Origin of the sequence: Streptomyces sp. NPDC001933, assembly GCF_042890955.1 — a bacterium.
Lineage (GTDB): Bacteria > Actinomycetota > Actinomycetes > Streptomycetales > Streptomycetaceae > Streptomyces.
On record NZ_JBIASS010000013.1, the window covers coordinates 231,888 to 250,274 of the forward strand.

Here is an 18,387-nt window from a genome sequence, read left to right on the forward strand (position 1 = left end):
ACAACCGCCTCTCTGCTGCCCCGCCGGCAGCTGAGCAACCGCATCCAACGCAGCCCCCGCCGTGAGGACCCCGTCATGAGCCAGGCCCCGTCACCACTGGGCACCCCCGTCGTCCGCCGTGAGGGCAGGGACAAGGTCACGGGCACCGCCCGCTACGCCGCCGAGCACACCCCGCCGGGGTGTCTGTACGGGTGGCCCGTCCCCGCCACGATCGCCCGCGGCCGCGTCGACGCGATCCACGCGGACGAGGCGCTGGCCCTGCCGGGTGTGCACGCCGTGCTCACCCACCACGACGCGCCCCGGCTGAAGGAGCCCGACGACCCGATCCTCGCCGTCCTCCAGAACGACCGGGTCCCGCACCGGGGCTGGCCCGTCGCGCTCGTGGTGGCCGACACCCCGGAGGGCGCCCGCGCAGGGGCCGAGGCGCTGAGGATCACGTACGAGACCGACGGGCACGATGTCCTGCTGACCGAGGAGCACCCCGGCCTGTACACCCCGCAGATCGTCAATGGCGACTACCCCGCCGTCCGGGAGCGCGGCGACACCGGCCGGGCCTTCGACGCGGCACCCGTACAGGTCGATGCCACCTACACCATCGGCGCCCTGCACAACCACCCCATGGAACCGCACGCCACGACGGCGCAGTGGGACGACGACGGACATCTGACGGTCCACGACTCCAGCCAGGGCTCCACCACGGTCCGCGACAGCCTCGCCACCGCCTTCGGACTGAGGCCGCAGCAGATCACCGCCGTCTCGGAGCACGTCGGCGGCGGCTTCGGATCCAAGGGCACACCGCGCCCGCAGACCGTCCTGGCAGCCATGGCAGCACGCCACACCGGCCGCCCCGTCAAGATCGCGCTGCCCCGCCGCCAGCTGGCCGCATTGGTCGGCCATCGTGCCCCCACCATCCAGCACATCAGGCTCGGCGCCGAACTCGACGGCACCCTCACCGCGGTCGACCACGAGTGCATCACCCACACCTCCACCATCAAGGAGTTCGTGGAGCAGGCGGCCGTGCCGACCCGGATCATGTACGGCTCCGCCACCAGCCGCACCACCCACCGGGTCGTCGCCCTGGACGTGCCGAGCCCCTCCTGGATGCGCGCACCGGGCGAGGCGCCGGGCATGTACGCCCTCGAATCCGCCATGGACGAACTCGCCTCGGCGCTCGGCATGGACCCCGTCGAGCTGCGCATCCTCAACGATCCGGCGAACGAACCGGACTCCGGACGCGCGTTCAGCAGCCGCGGCCTGGCCGCCTGTCTGGAGAAGGGCGCCGCGCGCTTCGGCTGGTACGACCGCGATCCGCGCCCCGCGATCCGCGAGGAGGGGCCGCTGCTGCTCGGCACGGGTGTCGCCGCCGCCACCTACCCCGTGTACATCGCCGCCTCCAGCGCCTCGGCGCACGCGGCCGCCGACGGCTCGTTCCGCATCCGGGTCAACGCCACCGACATCGGCACCGGCGCCCGCACCGTGCTCGCGCAGATCGCCGCCGACGTCCTGGCCACGCCCGTGGAGAACGTCAGGGTCGACATCGGCAGCAGCGAACTGCCCGACGCCCCACTGGCGGGCGGATCGTCGGGCACCGCCTCCTGGGGCTGGTCCGTGCACAAGGCAGCCACCCTGCTGCTGCGCCAGTTGCGCGAGCGCAGCGGACCGGTCCCCGCCGACGGGCTCACCGTCACCGCCGACACCCATGAGGAGACCGCCGGGCAATCCCCGTATGCACGCCACGCGTTCGGCGCCCACTTCGCCGAAGTCGCGGTGCACACACGGACGGGAGAGGCGCGGCTGCGCCGGATGCTCGGCGTATTCGCCGCCGGACGCATCCTCAACTCCCTTACCGCGCGCTCCCAGTTCATCGGCGGGATGACCATGGGGGTCGGCATGGCGCTGACCGAGGCAGCCACCATGGACCCCGTCTTCGGTGACTACACCGAGAGCGATCTCGCCACCTATCACGTGCCGGCCTGCGCCGACGTGCCGGAGATCGAGGCGCACTGGATCGACGAGGAGGATCCGCATCTCAACCCGATGGGCAGCAAGGGCATCGGCGAGATCGGCATCGTCGGCGCCGCGGCGGCCGTCGGCAACGCCGTCCGGCACGCCACCGGCATCAGGCTGCGCAGTCTCCCGCTCACCCCGGACACACTGCTGCCGTATCTGCTGTGACCCGGACGGACGCACCCCGGGGCCTCTCGGCGAGAGCCCACGTGTTGCACGAGCGGTGCCGGCGGGTCACCCTGTGGAGTGACCTAGAAGTGACATCTGCTCACTCTTCGTGTTCGGGGGTGCGTTGGTTCAACGGGGCGAAGCCAGTGGGCCTCGATGTGAGGAGCCTCGACGATGACCGTTCCACTCGACCGGCACTACCTGGTCGAATTCCAGGTTTCGGCAGAGCGTGTGTGCCAGCTGCGACGAATAATCGCGGCGCACCTCCGCCACTGGAGTCTCGAACTCCATATCCGGCCGGTATGCCGGGGTGTGGAGGAGCTGCTGACCAATGTCCACCAGCATGTCGGTGACGACAACAACTGCGTCGTCGAACTCCGCTGGTCCGGGCGGCACCTCACGGTCTCCGTCGCCGACAACGGCTCCGAGATGCCGCGACTGCTCAGCAACGGCGGTGGTGGCCTGAGCCGGGTCATGGCCCTGAGCGACAGCTGGGGCACCTGCCGCACGGCCGAGGGCAAGGTCGTCTGGTTCACCCGGTACGCCAAGGAGCCGGACAGCGTGGACCTGGTGCGGTTCCCGCCGCTGCCCGGGGTGCGCGAGTCCCGGCGCCCGCCCGTGGCGGCCGCCGCCCCCGTCATCGAGCCCGCGACGGCATCCGACCCCGCTCTCGTCTGAGCCGGGCCACCGGGACCGGCACCGCCGCCATTCGTACCCGCTGGACGTTTCCCCCTCCCGGCGCGGACGGCGTGCACACCGCACGCACGGACCGCGCCGGACGGGGTGTCCGCCCGGCGGGGCCCGCGTTGCGGCGCGGCGTACGGCACGGCACGGTCGAAGGAACGAGGCAAGGAGGACACGGCCATGCCCATCGCGACGGTCAATCCCGCGAACGGCGAGACCCTCAGAACATTCGACGCGCTCGACGAGGCGGGCATCGAGCAGCGGCTCGACGCCGCCGCCACCGCGTACCGGCAGTACCGGACCACCGGGTTCGCCGAGCGGGCCCGCCTGCTGAACCAGGCCGCCGTCCTGCTCGACGAGGACCAGCGGGACATCGCGCGCACCATGACCATCGAAATGGGCAAACCCGTCGTGGCGGCCCGCGCCGAGGCCGCCAAATGCGCCAAGGCGATGCGCTGGTACGCGGCCAACGCCGAGGAACTCCTCGCGGACCAGCACCCGTCCCCGGACGATGTGCGGGACTCCGGTGCCTCCCGGGCCTACGTCCATTACCGGCCGCTCGGTCCCGTGCTCGCCGTGATGCCGTGGAACTTCCCGCTCTGGCAGGTCATACGATTCGCCGCCCCGGCCCTCATGGCGGGCAACGTCGGCCTGCTCAAGCACGCCTCCAACGTCCCGCAGACGGCGATGTACCTGGAGGGCCTGTTCCGCCGGGCCGGATTCCCGGCGGGCTGCTTCCAGAGCCTGCTGGTGGGATCGGGGGCGGTCGAGGCGATCCTGCGTGACCGCCGGGTCGTCGCCGCCACCCTCACCGGCAGCGAACCGGCAGGCCGCTCGGTCGCGTCGGTCGCCGGCGACGAGGTGAAGCACACCGTCCTGGAGCTCGGCGGCAGCGACCCGTATCTCGTCATGCCGTCCGCCGACGTGGCCAGGGCCGCCCGCACCGCCGTGACCGCACGGGCGCAGAACAACGGGCAGTCCTGCATCGCCGCCAAACGGTTCATCGTGCACACCGAGGTGTACGAGGAGTTCGCCGAACGATTCACCGTGGGCATGAGCAACCTGACGGTCGGCGACCCGATGCAGGAATCCACCGACGTCGGACCGCTCGCCAGCGAACAGGGCCGCACCGACCTGGAGGAGCTGGTGGACGACGCCGTACAGCAGGGCGCGCGAGCGCTGTGCGGAGGCGGCAGGCCCGAGGGCCTGGCCCCGGAACTGGAGCGGGGCTGGTTCTACGCCCCCACGGTCCTCGCCGGGATCACCCCCGCCATGCGCATCCACCACGAGGAGACCTTCGGCCCCGTCGCCTCCCTCTACCGCGTCGACGAGCTGGACGAGGCCGTGGCGATCGCCAACGACAGCCCCTTCGGCCTCAGCTCCAACGTATGGACCCGCGACGCGGACGAGGCACGCCGCTGTGTGCGCGACCTGGAGGCCGGCGGTGTCTTCTTCAACGGCATGACGGCGTCCCACCCCGCACTGCCCTTCGGCGGTGTGAAGCGCTCCGGCTACGGACGTGAGCTCGCCGGGCAGGGCATCCGCGCGTTCTGCAACGCCACCACGGTCTGGTACGGCCCCGAGCCCGTCGGCCCCTAGGGCCCCGGTTGGAGACACCATGAGCAACGCCCCCGGCCCGGTAGCCACGTCCGGCCAGACCGGCCCGACCGGCCCTTCCGACGAGGAGATCGCGGCACTCGACGCCCACTGGCGGGCCGCCAACTACCTCACCGTCGGCCAGATCTACCTGATGGACAACCCGCTCCTGACCCGGCCGCTCGCCCGGGACGACATCAAGCCGCGGCTGCTCGGCCACTGGGGCACCTCACCCGGGCTGAACCTGGTCCACACCCACCTCAACCGCGTCATCAAGTCCCGTGGGATCCAGGGCCTCTGCGTCTGGGGCCCCGGCCACGGCGGGCCCGCCGTCCTCGCCAACTCCTGGCTGGAGGGCAGCTACTCGCAGACGTACCCCGACGTCACCCGGGACGCCGAAGGCATGGGGAAGCTGTTCAAGCAGTTCTCCTTCCCCGGCGGGGTGCCCAGCCATGTGGCACCGGAGACACCCGGCTCCATCCACGAGGGCGGCGAACTCGGCTACGCCCTCACCCACGCCTACGGGGCCGCCCTGGACCACCCCGGCCTGCTCGTCACCTGCGTCATCGGCGACGGCGAGGCCGAGACCGGACCGCTCGCCGCGTCCTGGCACTCCAACAAGTTCCTCGACCCGGTGCACGACGGCGCCGTCCTCCCGGTCCTCCACCTCAACGGGTACAAGATCGCCAACCCCACCGTGCTCGCCCGCCTCCCCGAGACGGAGCTCGACGCCCTGCTGCGCGGCTACGGGCACGACCCCCTGTACGTCGGCGGCGACGACCCGGTCGGCGTGCACCGGGCGATGGCCGCCGCGATGGACCGGGCCGTCGACCGGATCCGGGAAATCCAGGCCGCCGCCCGCACCGGCGGCGACACCGGACGCCCGCACTGGCCGATGATCGTGCTGCGCACCCCCAAGGGCTGGACCGGGCCGGTGGCGGTCGACGGGGTGCCCGTCGAAGGCACCTGGCGCGCCCATCAGGTCCCGCTGCCCGGGGTCCGGGACAACGAGCAGCACCTGCGGCAGCTGGAGGAGTGGATGCGCTCCTACCGGCCCGAGGAACTCTTCGACGCGTCGGGACGGCCCGGCCCCCAGGTGCTCGCCTGTGTGCCCGAGGGCGACGCCAGGCTCGGCTCGACCCCGTACGCCAACGGCGGTCTGCTCCTGCGCGACCTGCCGATCCCGCCGCTGGACGACCACGCCGTCGAGGTCGACAAGCCCGGCACCGTGCTGCACGAGCCGACCCGGGTGCTCGGCGGTCTGCTGGAGGCCGTCATGGCCGCCACCGCCGAGCGCCGCGACTTCCGCGTCGTGGGCCCCGACGAAACCGCCTCGAACCGGCTGGACGCCCTCTACGGCGCCACCACCAAGGCCTGGCAGGAACGGATACTGCCGACCGACGAGCACCTCGCCCGCGACGGACGCGTCATGGAGGTGCTCTCCGAGCACCTGTGCCAGGGCTGGCTGGAGGGCTACCTCCTCACCGGCCGGCACGGCCTCTTCTCCTGCTACGAGGCGTTCGCCCACATCGTCGACTCGATGGTCAACCAGCACATCAAATGGCTCAGGACCTCCCGCCGGCTCGCCTGGCGCCGCCCCATCGCCTCGCTCAACTACCTGCTCACGTCGCACGTCTGGCGCCAGGACCACAACGGCTTCTCCCACCAGGACCCGGGCTTCGTCGACCACATCCTCGACAAGAGCCCCGAGGTCGTACGGGTCTACCTGCCGCCGGACGCCAACACCCTGCTCTCGGTCGCCGACCACGCGCTGCGCAGCCGCGACTACGTCAATGTGATCGTGGCCGGAAAGCAGCCCTCCTTCGACTGGCTCACCCTCGACCAGGCCCGCGCGCACTGTGCCCGCGGCGCCGGGGTCTGGGAATGGGCGGGCACGGAGGACGGCAGCCGCGCACCCGACGTGGTGCTCGCCTGCGCCGGTGACGTACCCACGCTGGAGACCCTGGCCGCCGCCGACCTGCTGCGCAGGCATCTGCCGGAACTGGCGGTACGGGTGGTCAACGTGGTCGACATGACGCGGCTGCTGCCCCGCGAGGCGCATCCGCACGGGATGCCGGACTCCGAGTACGACGCGGTGTTCACCAGGGACACCCCCGTGATCTTCGCCTACCACGGCTACCCGTGGCTGATCCACCGGCTCGCCTACCGGCGCGCGGGCCACGGGCACTTGCATGTGCGGGGCTACAAGGAGGAGGGCACCACCACGACGCCCTTCGACATGGTGGTCCGCAACGACCTGGACCGCTACCGGCTGGTCATGGACGTCATCGACCGGGTGCCCGGCCTCGGTGTCCGCGCCGTGGCGGTGCGCCAGGCGATGGCGGATGTCCGCACCCGCCACCACGCCTGGATCCGTGAACACGGCACGGACCTGCCGGAGGTCACCGACTGGACCTGGAGCGGATGACACCGTCCCGGTTCACGCGGCACCGGCTCGCTGCCACCGCTCCGGCTCCCACGGCACCGGCGCAGCGGCCGACGGCCCGTGCACCGGCTCAGCGGCCCACGGCCCGCGCCAACTCGGCCTTCGTCATGCTCGACCGCCCGAGGATGTTCTTCTTCTTCGCCTCTTCGTAGAGCTGGTCGCGGGTCGGCCCTTCCGCTCCGCTGTGGGAACGCAGGCCGCCGCGCCGCGAGGACGACATGTCCTCGATGGAGGTACGGCTCGCCGTCCTGGACTCACCGGCGCGGGCGCGCGCTTTGTTGACCGTACGGGCCGCGATCTCCTCGGCCCGTTCCTCGCTGACCCCGCGCTCCTGCGCGCTCTCCTTGATGTGCTCGTACTGCCGTTCCCGCTTGGCGTTGGATCCGCGTGGCATGGTGGGGTCACCCCTTTCTCCGGGACCTGCCCCGGGGCCCGGCGGCCCCTCCTCAGTCTCCCAGCGCGCCCCTGGGCCCGCACGCCTGAGGCATGCGGGCCCAGGGGAGGGGGTCCGGCGTCGCGCCGGTCCTGTTCAGTAGCGCAGGGCCGTTGCGATCCGCCCGTGCTCCGCGAGCGAGCCGTCCGGGAGGAAGACCACGTCGGCGCCGCTGTCCAGGGCCGCCTCGACGAGCTCGTCCACGATGTCCTCGCGGACCGCGACGTCCGTGAGATCCACGGCTGTGCCGCTCACCGGCTCCAGGTGCTCGTCCGTCACCCGTACCGTCTGCTGGAAGTGCTCCTCCACCGCGACCAGCCCGGCACGGCCCTCCCGAACGGCGGCCCACACCTCGTCGAGACCCCCGGCGAAGGCACGACGGCCGCGGGCCTCGTCCAGTCTGCCGTCGATCTCCGCCGCGAACCGCTGCTGCCGCTCGTCGAGCGCCGGCCGCAGTTCCTTGAGCAGCTCGCTCGCCGACATGTCGGCGGGCGCACCCTTGGTGACCCGGCCGACGGCCGACTTGGCGCTCTCTCCGACCTCGTCGAGCAGGGCGAGCGCGGGGGCGAGACCCATGAGGTAGAGCGGGCGCGGCTCCTCGGCGAGCACTGAGCGCAGCTTCTCGTCGACCGTGCGCAGGAAGTTGCGCGTCTCCTCGTCGCTGAAGGTGCTAGGGGTGTCGCCGACCCGCTCCTCGCGCTGCGGATCGGGCGGCTCCTGCGGAGCCGTGAGCGGGAACCCGCCGGTCCGCTCCTCCCGCACGGCGTCCGCCGTGCCGCTCCACAGGACGGCCCGGTCGGCCGACACGGTGAGCACCCAGAACGGCTGGGACTGCGCCTTCGCGGCGACCAGGTTGCGGGTCAGATAGGTGTCACTGAGCACCACCCGTTCGGGCGCGGTGCGCGGAAGCCGCCAGATCCGGTACTCGTCGGGGGTGACGAGGAGGACCAGGGCGTCCAGGGCCCGGCGGGGGTCCACCTCGGTGACCGCCCGGTCGAGCTGCTCCTTGATCGCGGTCCGCACCTCGCGGGTGACCGCGGGGTCCGCCTCCAGCCGATCGGCGGCCTCGGCCACCAGATTGCGCAGCCGAACGGCGTCCTGGGCGTTGTCCGGAGCGCGGCGGTGCGTCGGCATGGTCAGGGACAGGGCCGGATAGGGCTTGACCGTCCGTAGTTCCCGCAGCAGGCCGGCGGTCAGGGCGTCCGTATCCATCGTTCTCTCCCAGGGTTTCGGCCGGTAGTCCGCTCCCGAGTGAAGCGGGTGAATTCGACGAGTCAATTCATATCTTTTGTTCCTAATATGGGCGAGTTCTTCATTGTCTTCCCAGGCGGTGCCGAACAGCGGTTCCCCCGACTTCCACTTACGCCCTTCCGGGCAGACGGAGCTTCCGTGAACCCGATCAGTCCTTCGCGAAACGCCCTTGGCGGCCGCGCAGCGCGCAATCTGGCCCCGGCCGTACTGGCCGCGGCGATCATCACCGGTACCGCCGCCTGCGGCGGCTCGGACACCAACTCGACGGGTACGGCCAGGAGCACCCGAACGGTCTCGCCCGAACCGGCCCTGACCCGGTCCGCGAGTCCCTCCGGGCGTACCCAGCAGGAGTTCGCCGCCTCCGTCTCCGCCGCCGCCGAGCGCAACCGGCAGCAGGCGACGAAGCTGCTCGCAGGTGTGCAGGGCCGGGGCAACGCGGTCGAGGACGTGTCGGTGACCGGGCTGCCCCTCGCCAAGACCGAGCAGTTCCGCAGCGCCGTCGTCCGCGTCACCAACCGCACGGACAAGGCCGCCTTCTACGCCGTCAAGGTGGAATTCGTCGATGCCTCGGGGCAGGTGCTCGACTCCGTGGTGCTCGGCTTCCCGGACGCTCCGCCCGGACGGACCGTCACCCAGAACGCCAACAGCCGGAAGGCGGCCGGTGTCAAGACGTTCCCCCGGATCGCCCAGGCCGAGCGCGGCTGACGGCCGGGCCGGGTGAGCGCCGCCGACGCCGTCACCGAAGCCCTGAGCGAACTGCACACGCGGTTCACCGGACTGCGGGACGGCCGACCGGCCGACTACATCCCGCAGTTGGCGCGGACCGACCCGGACGCGTTCGGGCTGGCACTGATCAGCATGGACGGTCACCGCTACAGCGCGGGCGACGCCGGCGCCCCGTTCACCATGCAGTCCGTGTCGAAACCGTTCGTCTACGCGCTCGCGCTGTCCGTCCTCGGGCTCGACGAGGTGTGCCGCTGGGTCAACGCCGAGCCCAGCGGGGAGGCGTACAACGCCATCAGCCTGGAACCGGACACCGGGCGGCCCGACAACGCCATGGTCAACGCGGGGGCCATCATCACCACCGCGCTGATCCCGGACGTCCCCGACGCCCCGAGGTTCGACCGCATCCTCGACTGCCTGAGCCGGTTCGCCGGCCGACGGCTGGACGTGGACGAGCAGGTGTACGCCTCGGAGGCCGCCACCGGCGACCGCAACCGCGCCCTGGCCTATCTGATCCGGAGCGCCGGCCCGCTGCCCGTCGACCCGGTCGCGGCGGTCGAGACGTACTTCAGACAGTGCGCGGTACGGGTCACCGCGCTGGACCTGGCCGCGATGGCCGCCACCCTCGCGCACGGCGGCGTGAACCCGCTCACCGGCGAGGCGGTGGTCCCCGAGCCGGTCGCCGCGCAGGTGCTGGCGGTGATGGCGACCTGCGGCATGTACGACGCCTCCGGCGACTGGCTGCTGCGCGTGGGACTGCCGGCGAAGAGCGGTGTGTCCGGCGGGCTGATCGCCGCGGGCCCCGCACGGTTCGGGCTGGCGACGTACAGCCCCCGGCTGGACCCGAGCGGCACCTCGGTACGCGGACGCGCCGCGCTCGTTGCCCTGTCGGAGCGGCTCGGCCTGCACCTGATGCACAATCCGGCACTGGCCGCCTCCACCGTCACGCTCGTCACCACCGCGGGCGATCTGCCCGCCGCCGGGGCCGCCCCTCGGGACAGCGCCCCGCGCGAACGGGTCGCGGTCGTGGCGGCCCAAGGCGCCATCGACTTCACCGCGGCCGAGCGGGTGCTGTACGCGCTGGACGAGTCGCGCCCCCGGGGGACGGGGCCGGTCGTGCTGGACCTGCTGCAGGTCACCGGTGTGGACCGGGTGGCCCGCGCGATGCTGCGCGGCGGGCTCGGCCGGATCGCGGCGGACGGCACGCGCACCGCCGTCGCCGACCCGGCCGGGCAGCTCGCCCCGCCCGGCACCGGACAGCGGGGCGCGCCGATGGCCCTCAGGTGCTTCGCGACCCGAGAACAGGCCGTGGCCTGGTGCACCGGCGGCACCGCCGGCTGAGCACCCCGGCCGGTCCGGCGGATGCCCGCCGGACCTCCGGATCGGTCGGGCCTACCAGATGGATTCGACCCACTCGGGGTGATCGATGAACGGGTTCCGGTTGTGCTGGTACTTGTCGAATATGACGTCGTTGCGCCGCTTCTCGAAGCTGTCCGGCGGGTCCTCCTGGCTCCACGCCTTCAGTACCGACAGCCGGCCGATGTTCGGTGCGGAACCGTTGGACACCTTCTCGTTGGGCTCCAGGTCGGCGAAGGCGTCGTCGCCCTCGTAGCGCACCGCCATGTAGAGGATCATGCGGGCCACGTCACCCTTGACGGCGTCGCGCGGCTCGAAGGAGTCGCTGTCGGTGTAGTTGCCCGGTGCGCCGCTGACCGCGCTGCCCCCGTTGTCGAAGTCCTTGTTGCCGCGGATCGAGTTGACGGTGACGTCCTCCGGGCGCAGGTGGTGGATGTCGGTGCCGGGGCCGGTGGCGGTGCCGAAGTCGCCGTGCGACTTGGCCCAGACGTGCTCGCGGTTCCAGTCCCCGACCGAGCCGCCGTTGGAGTTCTTGGACTGGGAACGCCCGGTGTAGAGGAGGATCACGTTCGAGCTGTTGGCGGGGTCCTGGTCGGTGTCCTTGAGGGCTTCCCAGACCTGGCTGTAGGAGATCTTGGTCTGGTTCTTGATGATCCCGTGCAGAGCGCTCTTGAGCTGGGTGCCGGTCTTGCCGAGCGCGTCCTGGTAGTAGGTGTCGTCTAGTACCCGGAGCGGTGCCGCGGTGGTGGGCGCGGCCTCGGGTACGGCGGCCGGTGCGGCGGCGGCGGTACCGCCGAGCACCGCGAAGGCGGCAAGGGTCGCCAGCAGCGGGCGCCGGTAACGAAGGTGACGACGGGACATGTGGGGTGTCCTCTCCGAAAATGCGTGCGCCACGACACCGTCAAAAGGTGGGGACGGCGCCGCGGCGGTCGTGTGGTATGTGGTACGCGGGAGCCTTCCACACGCACCGTGACCATGGTGTGAACAGCGTGTACCTATCATGTGCAGGTCAAGTGATGGCTTGATCTTGCCCCCGGGAGAGGTCCGGGAGGCCTCGGATGCGGCGGGCCGGGCGCGGGGCGAGAATGACCGAAAGGACGAGGAGGCGGCATGAGCGACGAGCCCGAATCCGTATCCGTATCCGTGACCCGGGGAGTGACTCCCGACAGCCTCTTGCACACCGGCGGCAGCGACAATCCGTCGGCGGAGGACCTGGTGCTCGCCTCCGGGCGGGACCTGACCCCGAAGAATCTCCAGTGGGCGGAGCGCAGGCTGGCCCGGGAGGGCCGGTCGGCTATCGACAAGGCGCTGCCGTAGCGGCACGCGGCGGCCCGGCGGCCGGCGCGCGGGGAGTGTGCGGGCGCTCCCCGCGGCTCGGCTAGCCTGGGTGGACAATGAACCGTTTGACGACGTCAGGGGCCGGGTTCGATCTCGCCCGCTACCCCGAGGATCCGCGCGACCCGTTCCGAGCGTGGGACGCTGCCGACGAGTACCTGCTGCGGCGGTTGGAAGGGGCCGACGGTACGGACCCGGTCGATCTGTCGGGCGCCGTGGTCGTGGTGGGCGACCGCTGGGGCGCGCTGAGCACCGTACTGGCCGCGCACCGGCCCGTACAGATCACCGACTCCTATCTGGCGCAGCGCGCGACCCTGGCGAACCTGGACCGCAACGGCGTGGACGCGGACGCGGTGCGTCTGCTGTCGGCGAGGGACACTCCGCCGGACCGCATCGATGTCCTGCTGGTACGTGTCCCGAAGAGCCTCGCGCTCCTGGAGGACCAGCTGCACCGGCTCGCGCCGGCCGTCCACCCCGGCACGGTCGTCATCGGCACCGGGATGGTCAAGGAGATCCACACCTCCACCCTCAAGCTCTTCGAGCGGATCATCGGCCCCACCCGCACCTCCCTCGCGGTCAAGAAGGCCCGGCTGATCTTCTCCACCCCGGCCCCGGGAACGGCCCGCACACCCAGCCCCTGGCCGTACCGGTACGAGCTGCCCCAGGGGGTCGGACCGGTCTCCGGCCGGACCGTCACCAACCACGCCGGGATCTTCTGCGCCGAGCGCCTCGACATCGGCACCCGGTTCTTCCTCGGCCACCTCCCCGCGCGCAGCGGCCCCGACCGGGTCGTCGACCTCGGCTGCGGGAACGGCGTCGTCGGGCTGTCCGCGGCGCTCGCCAACCCCGAGGCGACGGTCACCTTCATCGACGAGTCGTACCAGGCGGTCGCCTCCGCCGAGGAAACGTTCCGAGCCAACACCGGACCGGACGCCAAGGCCGAGTTCGTCGTCGGCGACGGGCCGGCGGAACTGCCGCCCGCCGGCGTCGACCTGGTGCTCAACAACCCGCCGTTCCACTCCCACCAGGCCACCACCGACGCGACGGCCCGCACCATGTTCCTCGGGGCGCGCGACGCACTGCGGCCAGGCGGCGAACTGTGGGTCGTCGGCAACCGGCACCTCGGCTACCACACCAGGCTCCGCCGCATCTTCGGCAACTGCGTCACCGTCGCGGGCGACCCGAAGTTCGTCGTCCTGCGAGCAGTCAAGCGCTGACCCGGCCGGAGCCGTCCCGGCCCTTCCGGATTCTTGCAACACGTTCTACTGTGTGCGCCGCCGCACAAGGACGACGCGACCGCGAGACTCCCGGAGGGGCCGTGCACCTCGAATACACGCCTGAACAACAGCAGTTGCGCGCCGAGCTGCGCACCTACTTCGCCGCACTGGTCCCCGACGACGCGTACGCGCGCTACGCCGCCCCCGCGGCCCAGAAGGCCTTCTACCGGGAGACGATCCGCCGTCTCGGCACCGACGGCTGGCTCGGCGTCGGCTGGCCGGTGGAGTACGGCGGACGCGGACTGTCGCCGATGGAGCAGTTCATCTTCTTCGACGAGGCCGCGCAGGCGGGCGTACCGCTGCCGCTGATGGCCCTCAACACAGTTGGCCCGACGATCATGCGGTACGGCACCGACGAGCAGAAGGCGTACTTCCTGCCGAAGATCCTGTCCGGCGAGATCGACTTCGCGATCGGCTACAGCGAGCCCGACGCGGGCACCGACCTCGCCGCCCTCAGGACCAGGGCCGTGCGTGAGGGCGACGAGTATGTCGTCAACGGGCAGAAGATCTGGACGACCAACGGCGACACCGCGGACTGGGTCTGGCTCGCCGTCCGCACCGACCCGGACGCGGCACCGCACAAGGGCATCACCATGCTGCTCGTCCCGACCACGGACCCCGGCTACTCCTGCACCCTGATCAACACCCTCGCCTCGCACGACACCACCGCCAGCTACTACGAGAACATCCGCGTCCCCGTCTCCCGCCGCGTCGGCGAGGAGAACCAGGGCTGGCGGCTCATCACCAACCAGCTCAACCACGAACGCGTCACCCTCGCCGCCCACGGCACCATGGCCGTCCGCGCCCTCCACAACGTCCAGCGCTGGGCCGCGGACACCCGGCTCACCGACGGCCGCCGCGTGATCGACCTCGGCTGGGTCCGCGCCCTGCTGGCACGCACCCACACCAGGCTCGACGCCATGAAGCTCCTCAACTGGCAGATGGTCTCCGCCGTGCAGAACGCCACCCTCACCCCGCAGGACGCCTCCGCCGTCAAGGTCTACGGCTCCGAGGCGCGCCGCGACGCCTACGCCTGGCTGATGGAGATCGTCGGCTCGGCGGGACCGCTCAAGGAGGGCTCGGCGGGTGCCGTGCTGCACGGCGAACTCGAACGCGGATACCGCTCCGCCGTCATCTTCACCTTCGGCGGCGGCAACAACGAGATCCAGCGGGAGATCATCTCGTGGATCGGCCTGGGTATGCCGCGCGTACGGCGGTGAGTCACCGTGTGACGAGGATTCATGGTTGGCACAGGAGAGGCATGGCCGGCACTGGCTGCAGCCCGCGGTCATCGGGCGGGCCACTGCCCTCACCTGCTGGGAGAAGCCCGTAGCACTCGCCCCAGCTGATCAGCACGGAACTGCCCGCGCGTCAGCTCTTGAGGCTTCCGGCGGACAGCCCCGAGCGCCAGAACCGCTGGAGGGCGAGGAAGGCGATACAGAGGGGGACCACCGACACCAGGGAGCCCGTGACGACGATGTCGTACCAGGGCTGGTCCCGAAGCTGGCTGTTCCAGAAGTAGAGACCCAGGGTGAGCGGCCAGCGTGAGTCGTCGGCGAGCATCATCAGTGGCAGGAAGAAGTTGTTCCAGATCCCCACGAACTGGAACAGGCAGATGGTGACCAGCGCGGGCGACATCAGCCGCAGGGCGATGGTGAAGAAGATCCGGAGTTCTCCCGCGCCGTCGACCCGGGCGGCGTCGGTGAGTTCGTCGGGCACGGAGGCTTCGGCGTAGACGCGGGCGAGGTAGACCCCGAAGGGGGTGACGGCGCTCGGGATCAGCACCGACCAGTACGTGTTGACGAGGCCGGTCGACGAGGCGAGCAGATACAGCGGGAGGGCGAGGAGCGGCGGGGGGATGAGCACCGCGCCGAGGATCACGGCGAAGACACCCTCCCGGCCTTTGAAGGGATATTTGGCCAGGGCGTATCCGGCCATCGCGGCGAACAGCGTGGCCACCAGGGCCCCGGCCACGCAGTACAGAAGGCTGTTGAGGAGCCAGCGGCCGAAGATGCCGTCGCTGTGCCGGAAGACCTTCGTGAGGTTGTCGGCGAGGTGGAAGTGCGAGCCGAACCAGAAGCCGTTGCTGCCGAACAGGTCGCCGTTGGATTTCGTCGCCGAGACGATCAGCCACCAGATCGGCAGCAGGAAGTAGCCCGCGATCGCGAACAGCAGCACGGTGGTGCTCAGTCGGGCGGCCGGGGTGCCGCGACGGCGGGCGGGCGGTGCCGCCCGCCCGGGGTCGGAACTGCGGTGTCGGGCTGTGGGCTGCGTGCTCATCGCGATCCTCGTGTGCTCAGGCGCAGGAAGCCGTAGGACAGGGCGAATGTGGCAAGGGCAAGGACCACCGCGACAGCCGCGGCGAAGTTGTAGTCGTTGAGGCCGAAGGCGGCCTGGTAGGAGAGCATCACCGGGGTGTAGTTGCTGCTGATCGCGGCGGTCATGGGGCGCAGCACCATCGGTTCGCCGAACAGCTGCAGCGTGCCGATGATGGAGAAGACGCCGGTCAGGGTGAGGGCCGGGCGCACCAGCGGCACCTTGATGTGCCAGGCGATCCGGAATCCGGAGCATCCGTCCAGCTCGGCGGCCTCGTACAGCTCCTTGGGGACGGACTGCAGCGAGGTGTAGATGATCAGCATGTTGTAGCCGGTCCAGGACCAGGTGACGATGTTGCCGATCGAGAAGAGGATCACGTCGTGGGAGAGGAACTCGACGTCTGCGCCGATGCTCCTGCCGACGTCGTTCAACGGACTGATGCCGGGCATGTAGAGGAAGGCCCACAGCACCGCCGCGATCACACCGGGGATCGCGAACGGCAGGAAGTACGCCACGCGGAAGAAGCGCTTGAACCGTGCCACTTGGGAGTCGAGGAGCAGGGCGAGGAGCAGGGCGAGACCCAGCATCACCGGCACCTGGACGAGGCCGAAGACCAGGACCCGGCCCACGCCCTTCAGGAACGTGCTGTCGGTGAGCACCCGCGTGTAGTTGTCCAGGCCGGCGAAGACGGTGCGCGGTGCCCCGAAGCCGAGCCCGGAGCGCTCCACCCGGAACAGGCTCTGATGGACGGCGTAGCCGATCGGGATGACGAACACGGCCAGGAACAGGACGCCGAACGGGGCGAGCAGCACGGCGGCGGAGCGGTTGCGCCGGGCGGTGAGACTGCTGCCGGAGCGGCGGCGCGACGGCCGCCGCTTCCGGCCCGGGGCACCGGCGAGCCGGTCCGGACCGTGATCGCCCGACGGTGCCGGCCGGTTCGCGACCGGCACCGGAGGGGATTCCGCATCGCGGGTCATCTGACCTTCACGCCCTTTGACTTGATCGCCGCGAGCGTCTTCTTCTGTACGTTGTCGAACGCGTCGAACAGCGTGCCGGAACCGGCGTAGGCGTTGGCGGTCGCCTCGTCCAGATCTACACCGAACTGCGACTGCGTGGGACCCCACTGCCAGCCTGTGTCCGTGTGCCGGGCGGCTTCGCCGAACACCTTGTAGATGTTCTGGCCGCCGTAGTAGTCCACGCCCTTGTTCACTTCGGGCAGTTCGAGTCCGGCGGTGGCGGCCGGGTAGATGCCGGTCTTCGTGATCAGGTTCTTCAGGCTCTCGGGGTCGGTGCTCATCCAGGTGGCGAACTCGACTGCCTCGTCCTTGTGCTGACAGCCCTTGAGCACGGCCGTGCTGCCGCCGCCGTCATTGCCGAACTTCTTCTCCCCGGCGGTCCACTGCGGCATCGGGGCGACGGCGAACTTGCCCTTGGCCTTGGGGGCGTTCTGGGCGATCAGCGGGTTCAGCCAGACCGCGCCGATCGCCGTGGCTACCTTGCCGGACTGCAGGCCGCTCCACCACGCGGGGCTGTAGCCCTGGTCCGTTGCCACCAGCTTCTTGTCCACCAACTGCTGCCAGTAGTCGGCGATTTGCCGGGACCGGTCGTCGTTGACGCCGACGTGCCACGCGTCGCCCTCGGTGCCGAACCACTTGGCGCCCTTCTGCCAGGCCAGGCCGGACAGGGTGATCGCCCGCAGGTTCACGATGTGGGCCTCGGGGTCGGCCTTGTGCAGCTTCTCGGCCGCCTTGGCGTACTCGTCCCAGGTTGTCGGCACCGCGATGCCGTACTTCTTGAAGATGTCCTTGCGGTAGTACATGGCCATCGGGCCCGTGTCGACCGGGACGCCGTAGGTCCTGCCCGCGACGGTGACCTGGTTCCACGTCCACGGAACGAACTTGTCCTTCGAGGCCCCGGCCTCCTGGGAGACGTCCTCCAGGGCGCCCTCGAGCAGGAACGTGGGTATCGACTCGAAGCCGATCTGCGCCAGGCAGGGGGCATTGCCCGCCTTCACCGCCGAGAGCATCTTGTCGTAGCCGCCCTGGCCACCGGACGGCAGCTTCTTGAAGGTGACCTCGATGTTCTTGTGGGTGGCGTTGAACAGCTCGGCCGACTTGTCGTAGCCGGGGGCCCAGCCCCAGAACTCCAGGCGAACGGGGCCGTCGGCGGCCTTGTCGTCGCCGCTCCCTCCGCACGCCGCCGCTGTCAGGACCAGGGCGGCCGCGGACAAACTCCCTAGTACGGCCCGCCTTCTGGAGCGCGCGGCCAACTTAGCAAGCATTTATGTGCACCTTCCCGTTGCGAAGAACTGGCAATTACTCAGATTCTTGGGCACGTTGAACGTGAGGAGCCTGGTGCTGCCCCCGAAGGTCGAGGGATGGGGCTGTAGTTTCCCGAGGCGCTGAGGTCCGGTACTTGTATCCACCGCGAGGCGAAGCTCAGTATTTGTGGGGCGCTCCGTGACGTCAAGACCATAGATCGGATACATTCCATCCGTAGAGATTCGTAGCTCAGAAATATCGGATGGGCATTGAACCGGCTGCGAGGCTGCCTTCATCGCTGCGTCGGCCTTGATCCCGCCGTCGGACACCAGGCCGGCACCGGACCAGCGGCTGGAGCGTCATGGGGAGCCTGAGCAGACCGCAGGGCGACGGCGCCCCGGTCCCCGTCGCCCCCGACCGTCCCGACCATGGCGCGGCCGGCGCCTGCGCCGCCTGGCCCGGCGTCACGCCGAGGGCGGTGCTCCCGGCCCTCGTGGCAGGAACGGCCTGAGCCGCACGATCAGCAAGCCCTAC

The 18,387-nt window shown here is 70.5% G+C and carries 16 protein-coding genes; 10 read left to right on the top strand and 6 right to left on the bottom strand.

Features of this window, described 5'->3' with window-relative positions:
- Positions 1-75: 75 nt before the first annotated feature.
- From ACFYY7_RS29235 to ACFYY7_RS29250, 4 genes are all read left to right on the top strand, one after another.
- Positions 76-2,175 (top strand): xanthine dehydrogenase family protein molybdopterin-binding subunit, encoded by a 2,100-nt coding sequence (locus ACFYY7_RS29235; RefSeq protein WP_388666035.1) that lies wholly within the window; start codon positions 76-78, stop codon positions 2,173-2,175.
- Between the two features lie 174 nt (positions 2,176-2,349).
- Positions 2,350-2,853, top strand: coding sequence for an ATP-binding protein (locus ACFYY7_RS29240; protein ID WP_388666037.1), 504 nt, complete (start codon positions 2,350-2,352; stop codon positions 2,851-2,853).
- 186 nt (positions 2,854-3,039) lie between these two features.
- Positions 3,040-4,458 carry an NADP-dependent succinic semialdehyde dehydrogenase gene (locus tag ACFYY7_RS29245; RefSeq protein WP_388666039.1) on the top strand — a complete coding sequence of 473 codons (1,419 nt, stop codon included), beginning with the start codon at positions 3,040-3,042 and terminating at the stop codon, positions 4,456-4,458.
- A gap of 19 nt (positions 4,459-4,477) precedes the next feature.
- Positions 4,478-6,883, top strand: coding sequence for a phosphoketolase (locus ACFYY7_RS29250; RefSeq protein WP_388666040.1), 2,406 nt, complete (start codon positions 4,478-4,480; stop codon positions 6,881-6,883).
- A gap of 88 nt (positions 6,884-6,971) precedes the next feature.
- On the opposite strand, the gene ACFYY7_RS29255 is transcribed toward ACFYY7_RS29250, so the two are convergent.
- Together ACFYY7_RS29255 and ACFYY7_RS29260 are read right to left on the bottom strand one after the other, a co-directional pair.
- Positions 6,972-7,295, bottom strand: a complete 324-nt coding sequence (locus ACFYY7_RS29255) for a plasmid stabilization protein (protein WP_388666042.1) — start codon at positions 7,293-7,295, stop codon at positions 6,972-6,974.
- A 135-nt stretch (positions 7,296-7,430) separates the two neighbouring features.
- Positions 7,431-8,546, bottom strand: coding sequence for a chemotaxis protein (locus tag ACFYY7_RS29260; RefSeq protein WP_388666044.1), 1,116 nt, complete (start codon positions 8,544-8,546; stop codon positions 7,431-7,433).
- A 177-nt stretch (positions 8,547-8,723) separates the two neighbouring features.
- Between ACFYY7_RS29260 and ACFYY7_RS29265 the strand changes: the two genes are divergently transcribed.
- The gene (locus tag ACFYY7_RS29265) at positions 8,724-9,290 is read left to right on the top strand and encodes a hypothetical protein (RefSeq protein WP_388666046.1); all 567 of its coding nucleotides are present in this window, start codon (positions 8,724-8,726) and stop codon (positions 9,288-9,290) included.
- A 12-nt stretch (positions 9,291-9,302) separates the two neighbouring features.
- Positions 9,303-10,649, top strand: coding sequence for a glutaminase A (gene glsA / locus ACFYY7_RS29270; protein ID WP_388666048.1), 1,347 nt, complete (start codon positions 9,303-9,305; stop codon positions 10,647-10,649).
- 51 nt (positions 10,650-10,700) lie between these two features.
- Here glsA and ACFYY7_RS29275 read toward each other — a convergent pair whose 3' ends face one another.
- Entirely contained in the window at positions 10,701-11,525 is an 825-nt protein-coding gene (locus ACFYY7_RS29275) for an endonuclease I family protein (protein ID WP_388666051.1), read from the bottom strand.
- Positions 11,526-11,774: 249 nt separating this feature from the next.
- Between ACFYY7_RS29275 and ACFYY7_RS29280 the strand changes: the two genes are divergently transcribed.
- The 3 genes from ACFYY7_RS29280 (at position 11,775) to ACFYY7_RS29290 (ending at position 14,496) form a co-directional block, all read left to right on the top strand.
- Complete coding sequence (locus ACFYY7_RS29280; RefSeq protein WP_376316848.1) at positions 11,775-11,981, top strand: hypothetical protein; 207 nt, start codon at positions 11,775-11,777, stop codon at positions 11,979-11,981.
- Positions 11,982-12,058: 77 nt separating this feature from the next.
- On the top strand, positions 12,059-13,216 hold the full coding sequence (locus ACFYY7_RS29285; RefSeq protein WP_360927999.1) for a methyltransferase: 1,158 nt from the start codon (positions 12,059-12,061) through the stop codon (positions 13,214-13,216).
- A gap of 101 nt (positions 13,217-13,317) precedes the next feature.
- Positions 13,318-14,496, top strand: coding sequence for an acyl-CoA dehydrogenase family protein (locus ACFYY7_RS29290; protein WP_388666055.1), 1,179 nt, complete (start codon positions 13,318-13,320; stop codon positions 14,494-14,496).
- Positions 14,497-14,647: 151 nt separating this feature from the next.
- On the opposite strand, the gene ACFYY7_RS29295 is transcribed toward ACFYY7_RS29290, so the two are convergent.
- The 3 genes from ACFYY7_RS29295 to ACFYY7_RS29305 are packed head-to-tail and all read right to left on the bottom strand — an operon-like array spanning position 14,648 to position 17,822.
- Positions 14,648-15,556 carry a carbohydrate ABC transporter permease gene (locus ACFYY7_RS29295; protein WP_388666057.1) on the bottom strand — a complete coding sequence of 303 codons (909 nt, stop codon included), beginning with the start codon at positions 15,554-15,556 and terminating at the stop codon, positions 14,648-14,650.
- Positions 15,553-16,569: a carbohydrate ABC transporter permease gene (locus ACFYY7_RS29300; protein WP_388666060.1), complete on the bottom strand. Its 1,017-nt coding sequence runs from the start codon at positions 16,567-16,569 to the stop codon at positions 15,553-15,555. Before ACFYY7_RS29300 ends, ACFYY7_RS29295 begins: the two co-directional genes overlap by 4 nt.
- Entirely contained in the window at positions 16,566-17,822 is a 1,257-nt protein-coding gene (locus ACFYY7_RS29305; protein ID WP_388666062.1) for an ABC transporter substrate-binding protein, read from the bottom strand. Before ACFYY7_RS29305 ends, ACFYY7_RS29300 begins: the two co-directional genes overlap by 4 nt.
- A 392-nt stretch (positions 17,823-18,214) precedes the next feature.
- Between ACFYY7_RS29305 and ACFYY7_RS29310 the strand changes: the two genes are divergently transcribed.
- Positions 18,215-18,364 carry a hypothetical protein gene (locus ACFYY7_RS29310; protein ID WP_388666065.1) on the top strand — a complete coding sequence of 50 codons (150 nt, stop codon included), beginning with the start codon at positions 18,215-18,217 and terminating at the stop codon, positions 18,362-18,364.
- Positions 18,365-18,387 lie beyond the last annotated feature (23 nt).

Coding starts and splice junctions, on each gene's coding strand:
- ACFYY7_RS29275 (WP_388666051.1), bottom strand. CDS start 11,525: ATGTCCCGTCGTCACCTTCGTTACCGGCGCCCGCTGCTGGCGACCCTT.
- ACFYY7_RS29295 (WP_388666057.1), bottom strand. CDS start 15,556: ATGAGCACGCAGCCCACAGCCCGACACCGCAGTTCCGACCCCGGGCGG.
- ACFYY7_RS29255 (WP_388666042.1), bottom strand. CDS start 7,295: ATGCCACGCGGATCCAACGCCAAGCGGGAACGGCAGTACGAGCACATC.
- ACFYY7_RS29235 (WP_388666035.1), top strand. CDS start 76: ATGAGCCAGGCCCCGTCACCACTGGGCACCCCCGTCGTCCGCCGTGAG.
- ACFYY7_RS29285 (WP_360927999.1), top strand. CDS start 12,059: ATGAACCGTTTGACGACGTCAGGGGCCGGGTTCGATCTCGCCCGCTAC.
- ACFYY7_RS29280 (WP_376316848.1), top strand. CDS start 11,775: ATGAGCGACGAGCCCGAATCCGTATCCGTATCCGTGACCCGGGGAGTG.
- ACFYY7_RS29260 (WP_388666044.1), bottom strand. CDS start 8,546: ATGGATACGGACGCCCTGACCGCCGGCCTGCTGCGGGAACTACGGACG.
- ACFYY7_RS29310 (WP_388666065.1), top strand. CDS start 18,215: ATGGGGAGCCTGAGCAGACCGCAGGGCGACGGCGCCCCGGTCCCCGTC.
- ACFYY7_RS29240 (WP_388666037.1), top strand. CDS start 2,350: ATGACCGTTCCACTCGACCGGCACTACCTGGTCGAATTCCAGGTTTCG.
- ACFYY7_RS29300 (WP_388666060.1), bottom strand. CDS start 16,569: ATGACCCGCGATGCGGAATCCCCTCCGGTGCCGGTCGCGAACCGGCCG.
- ACFYY7_RS29245 (WP_388666039.1), top strand. CDS start 3,040: ATGCCCATCGCGACGGTCAATCCCGCGAACGGCGAGACCCTCAGAACA.
- ACFYY7_RS29250 (WP_388666040.1), top strand. CDS start 4,478: ATGAGCAACGCCCCCGGCCCGGTAGCCACGTCCGGCCAGACCGGCCCG.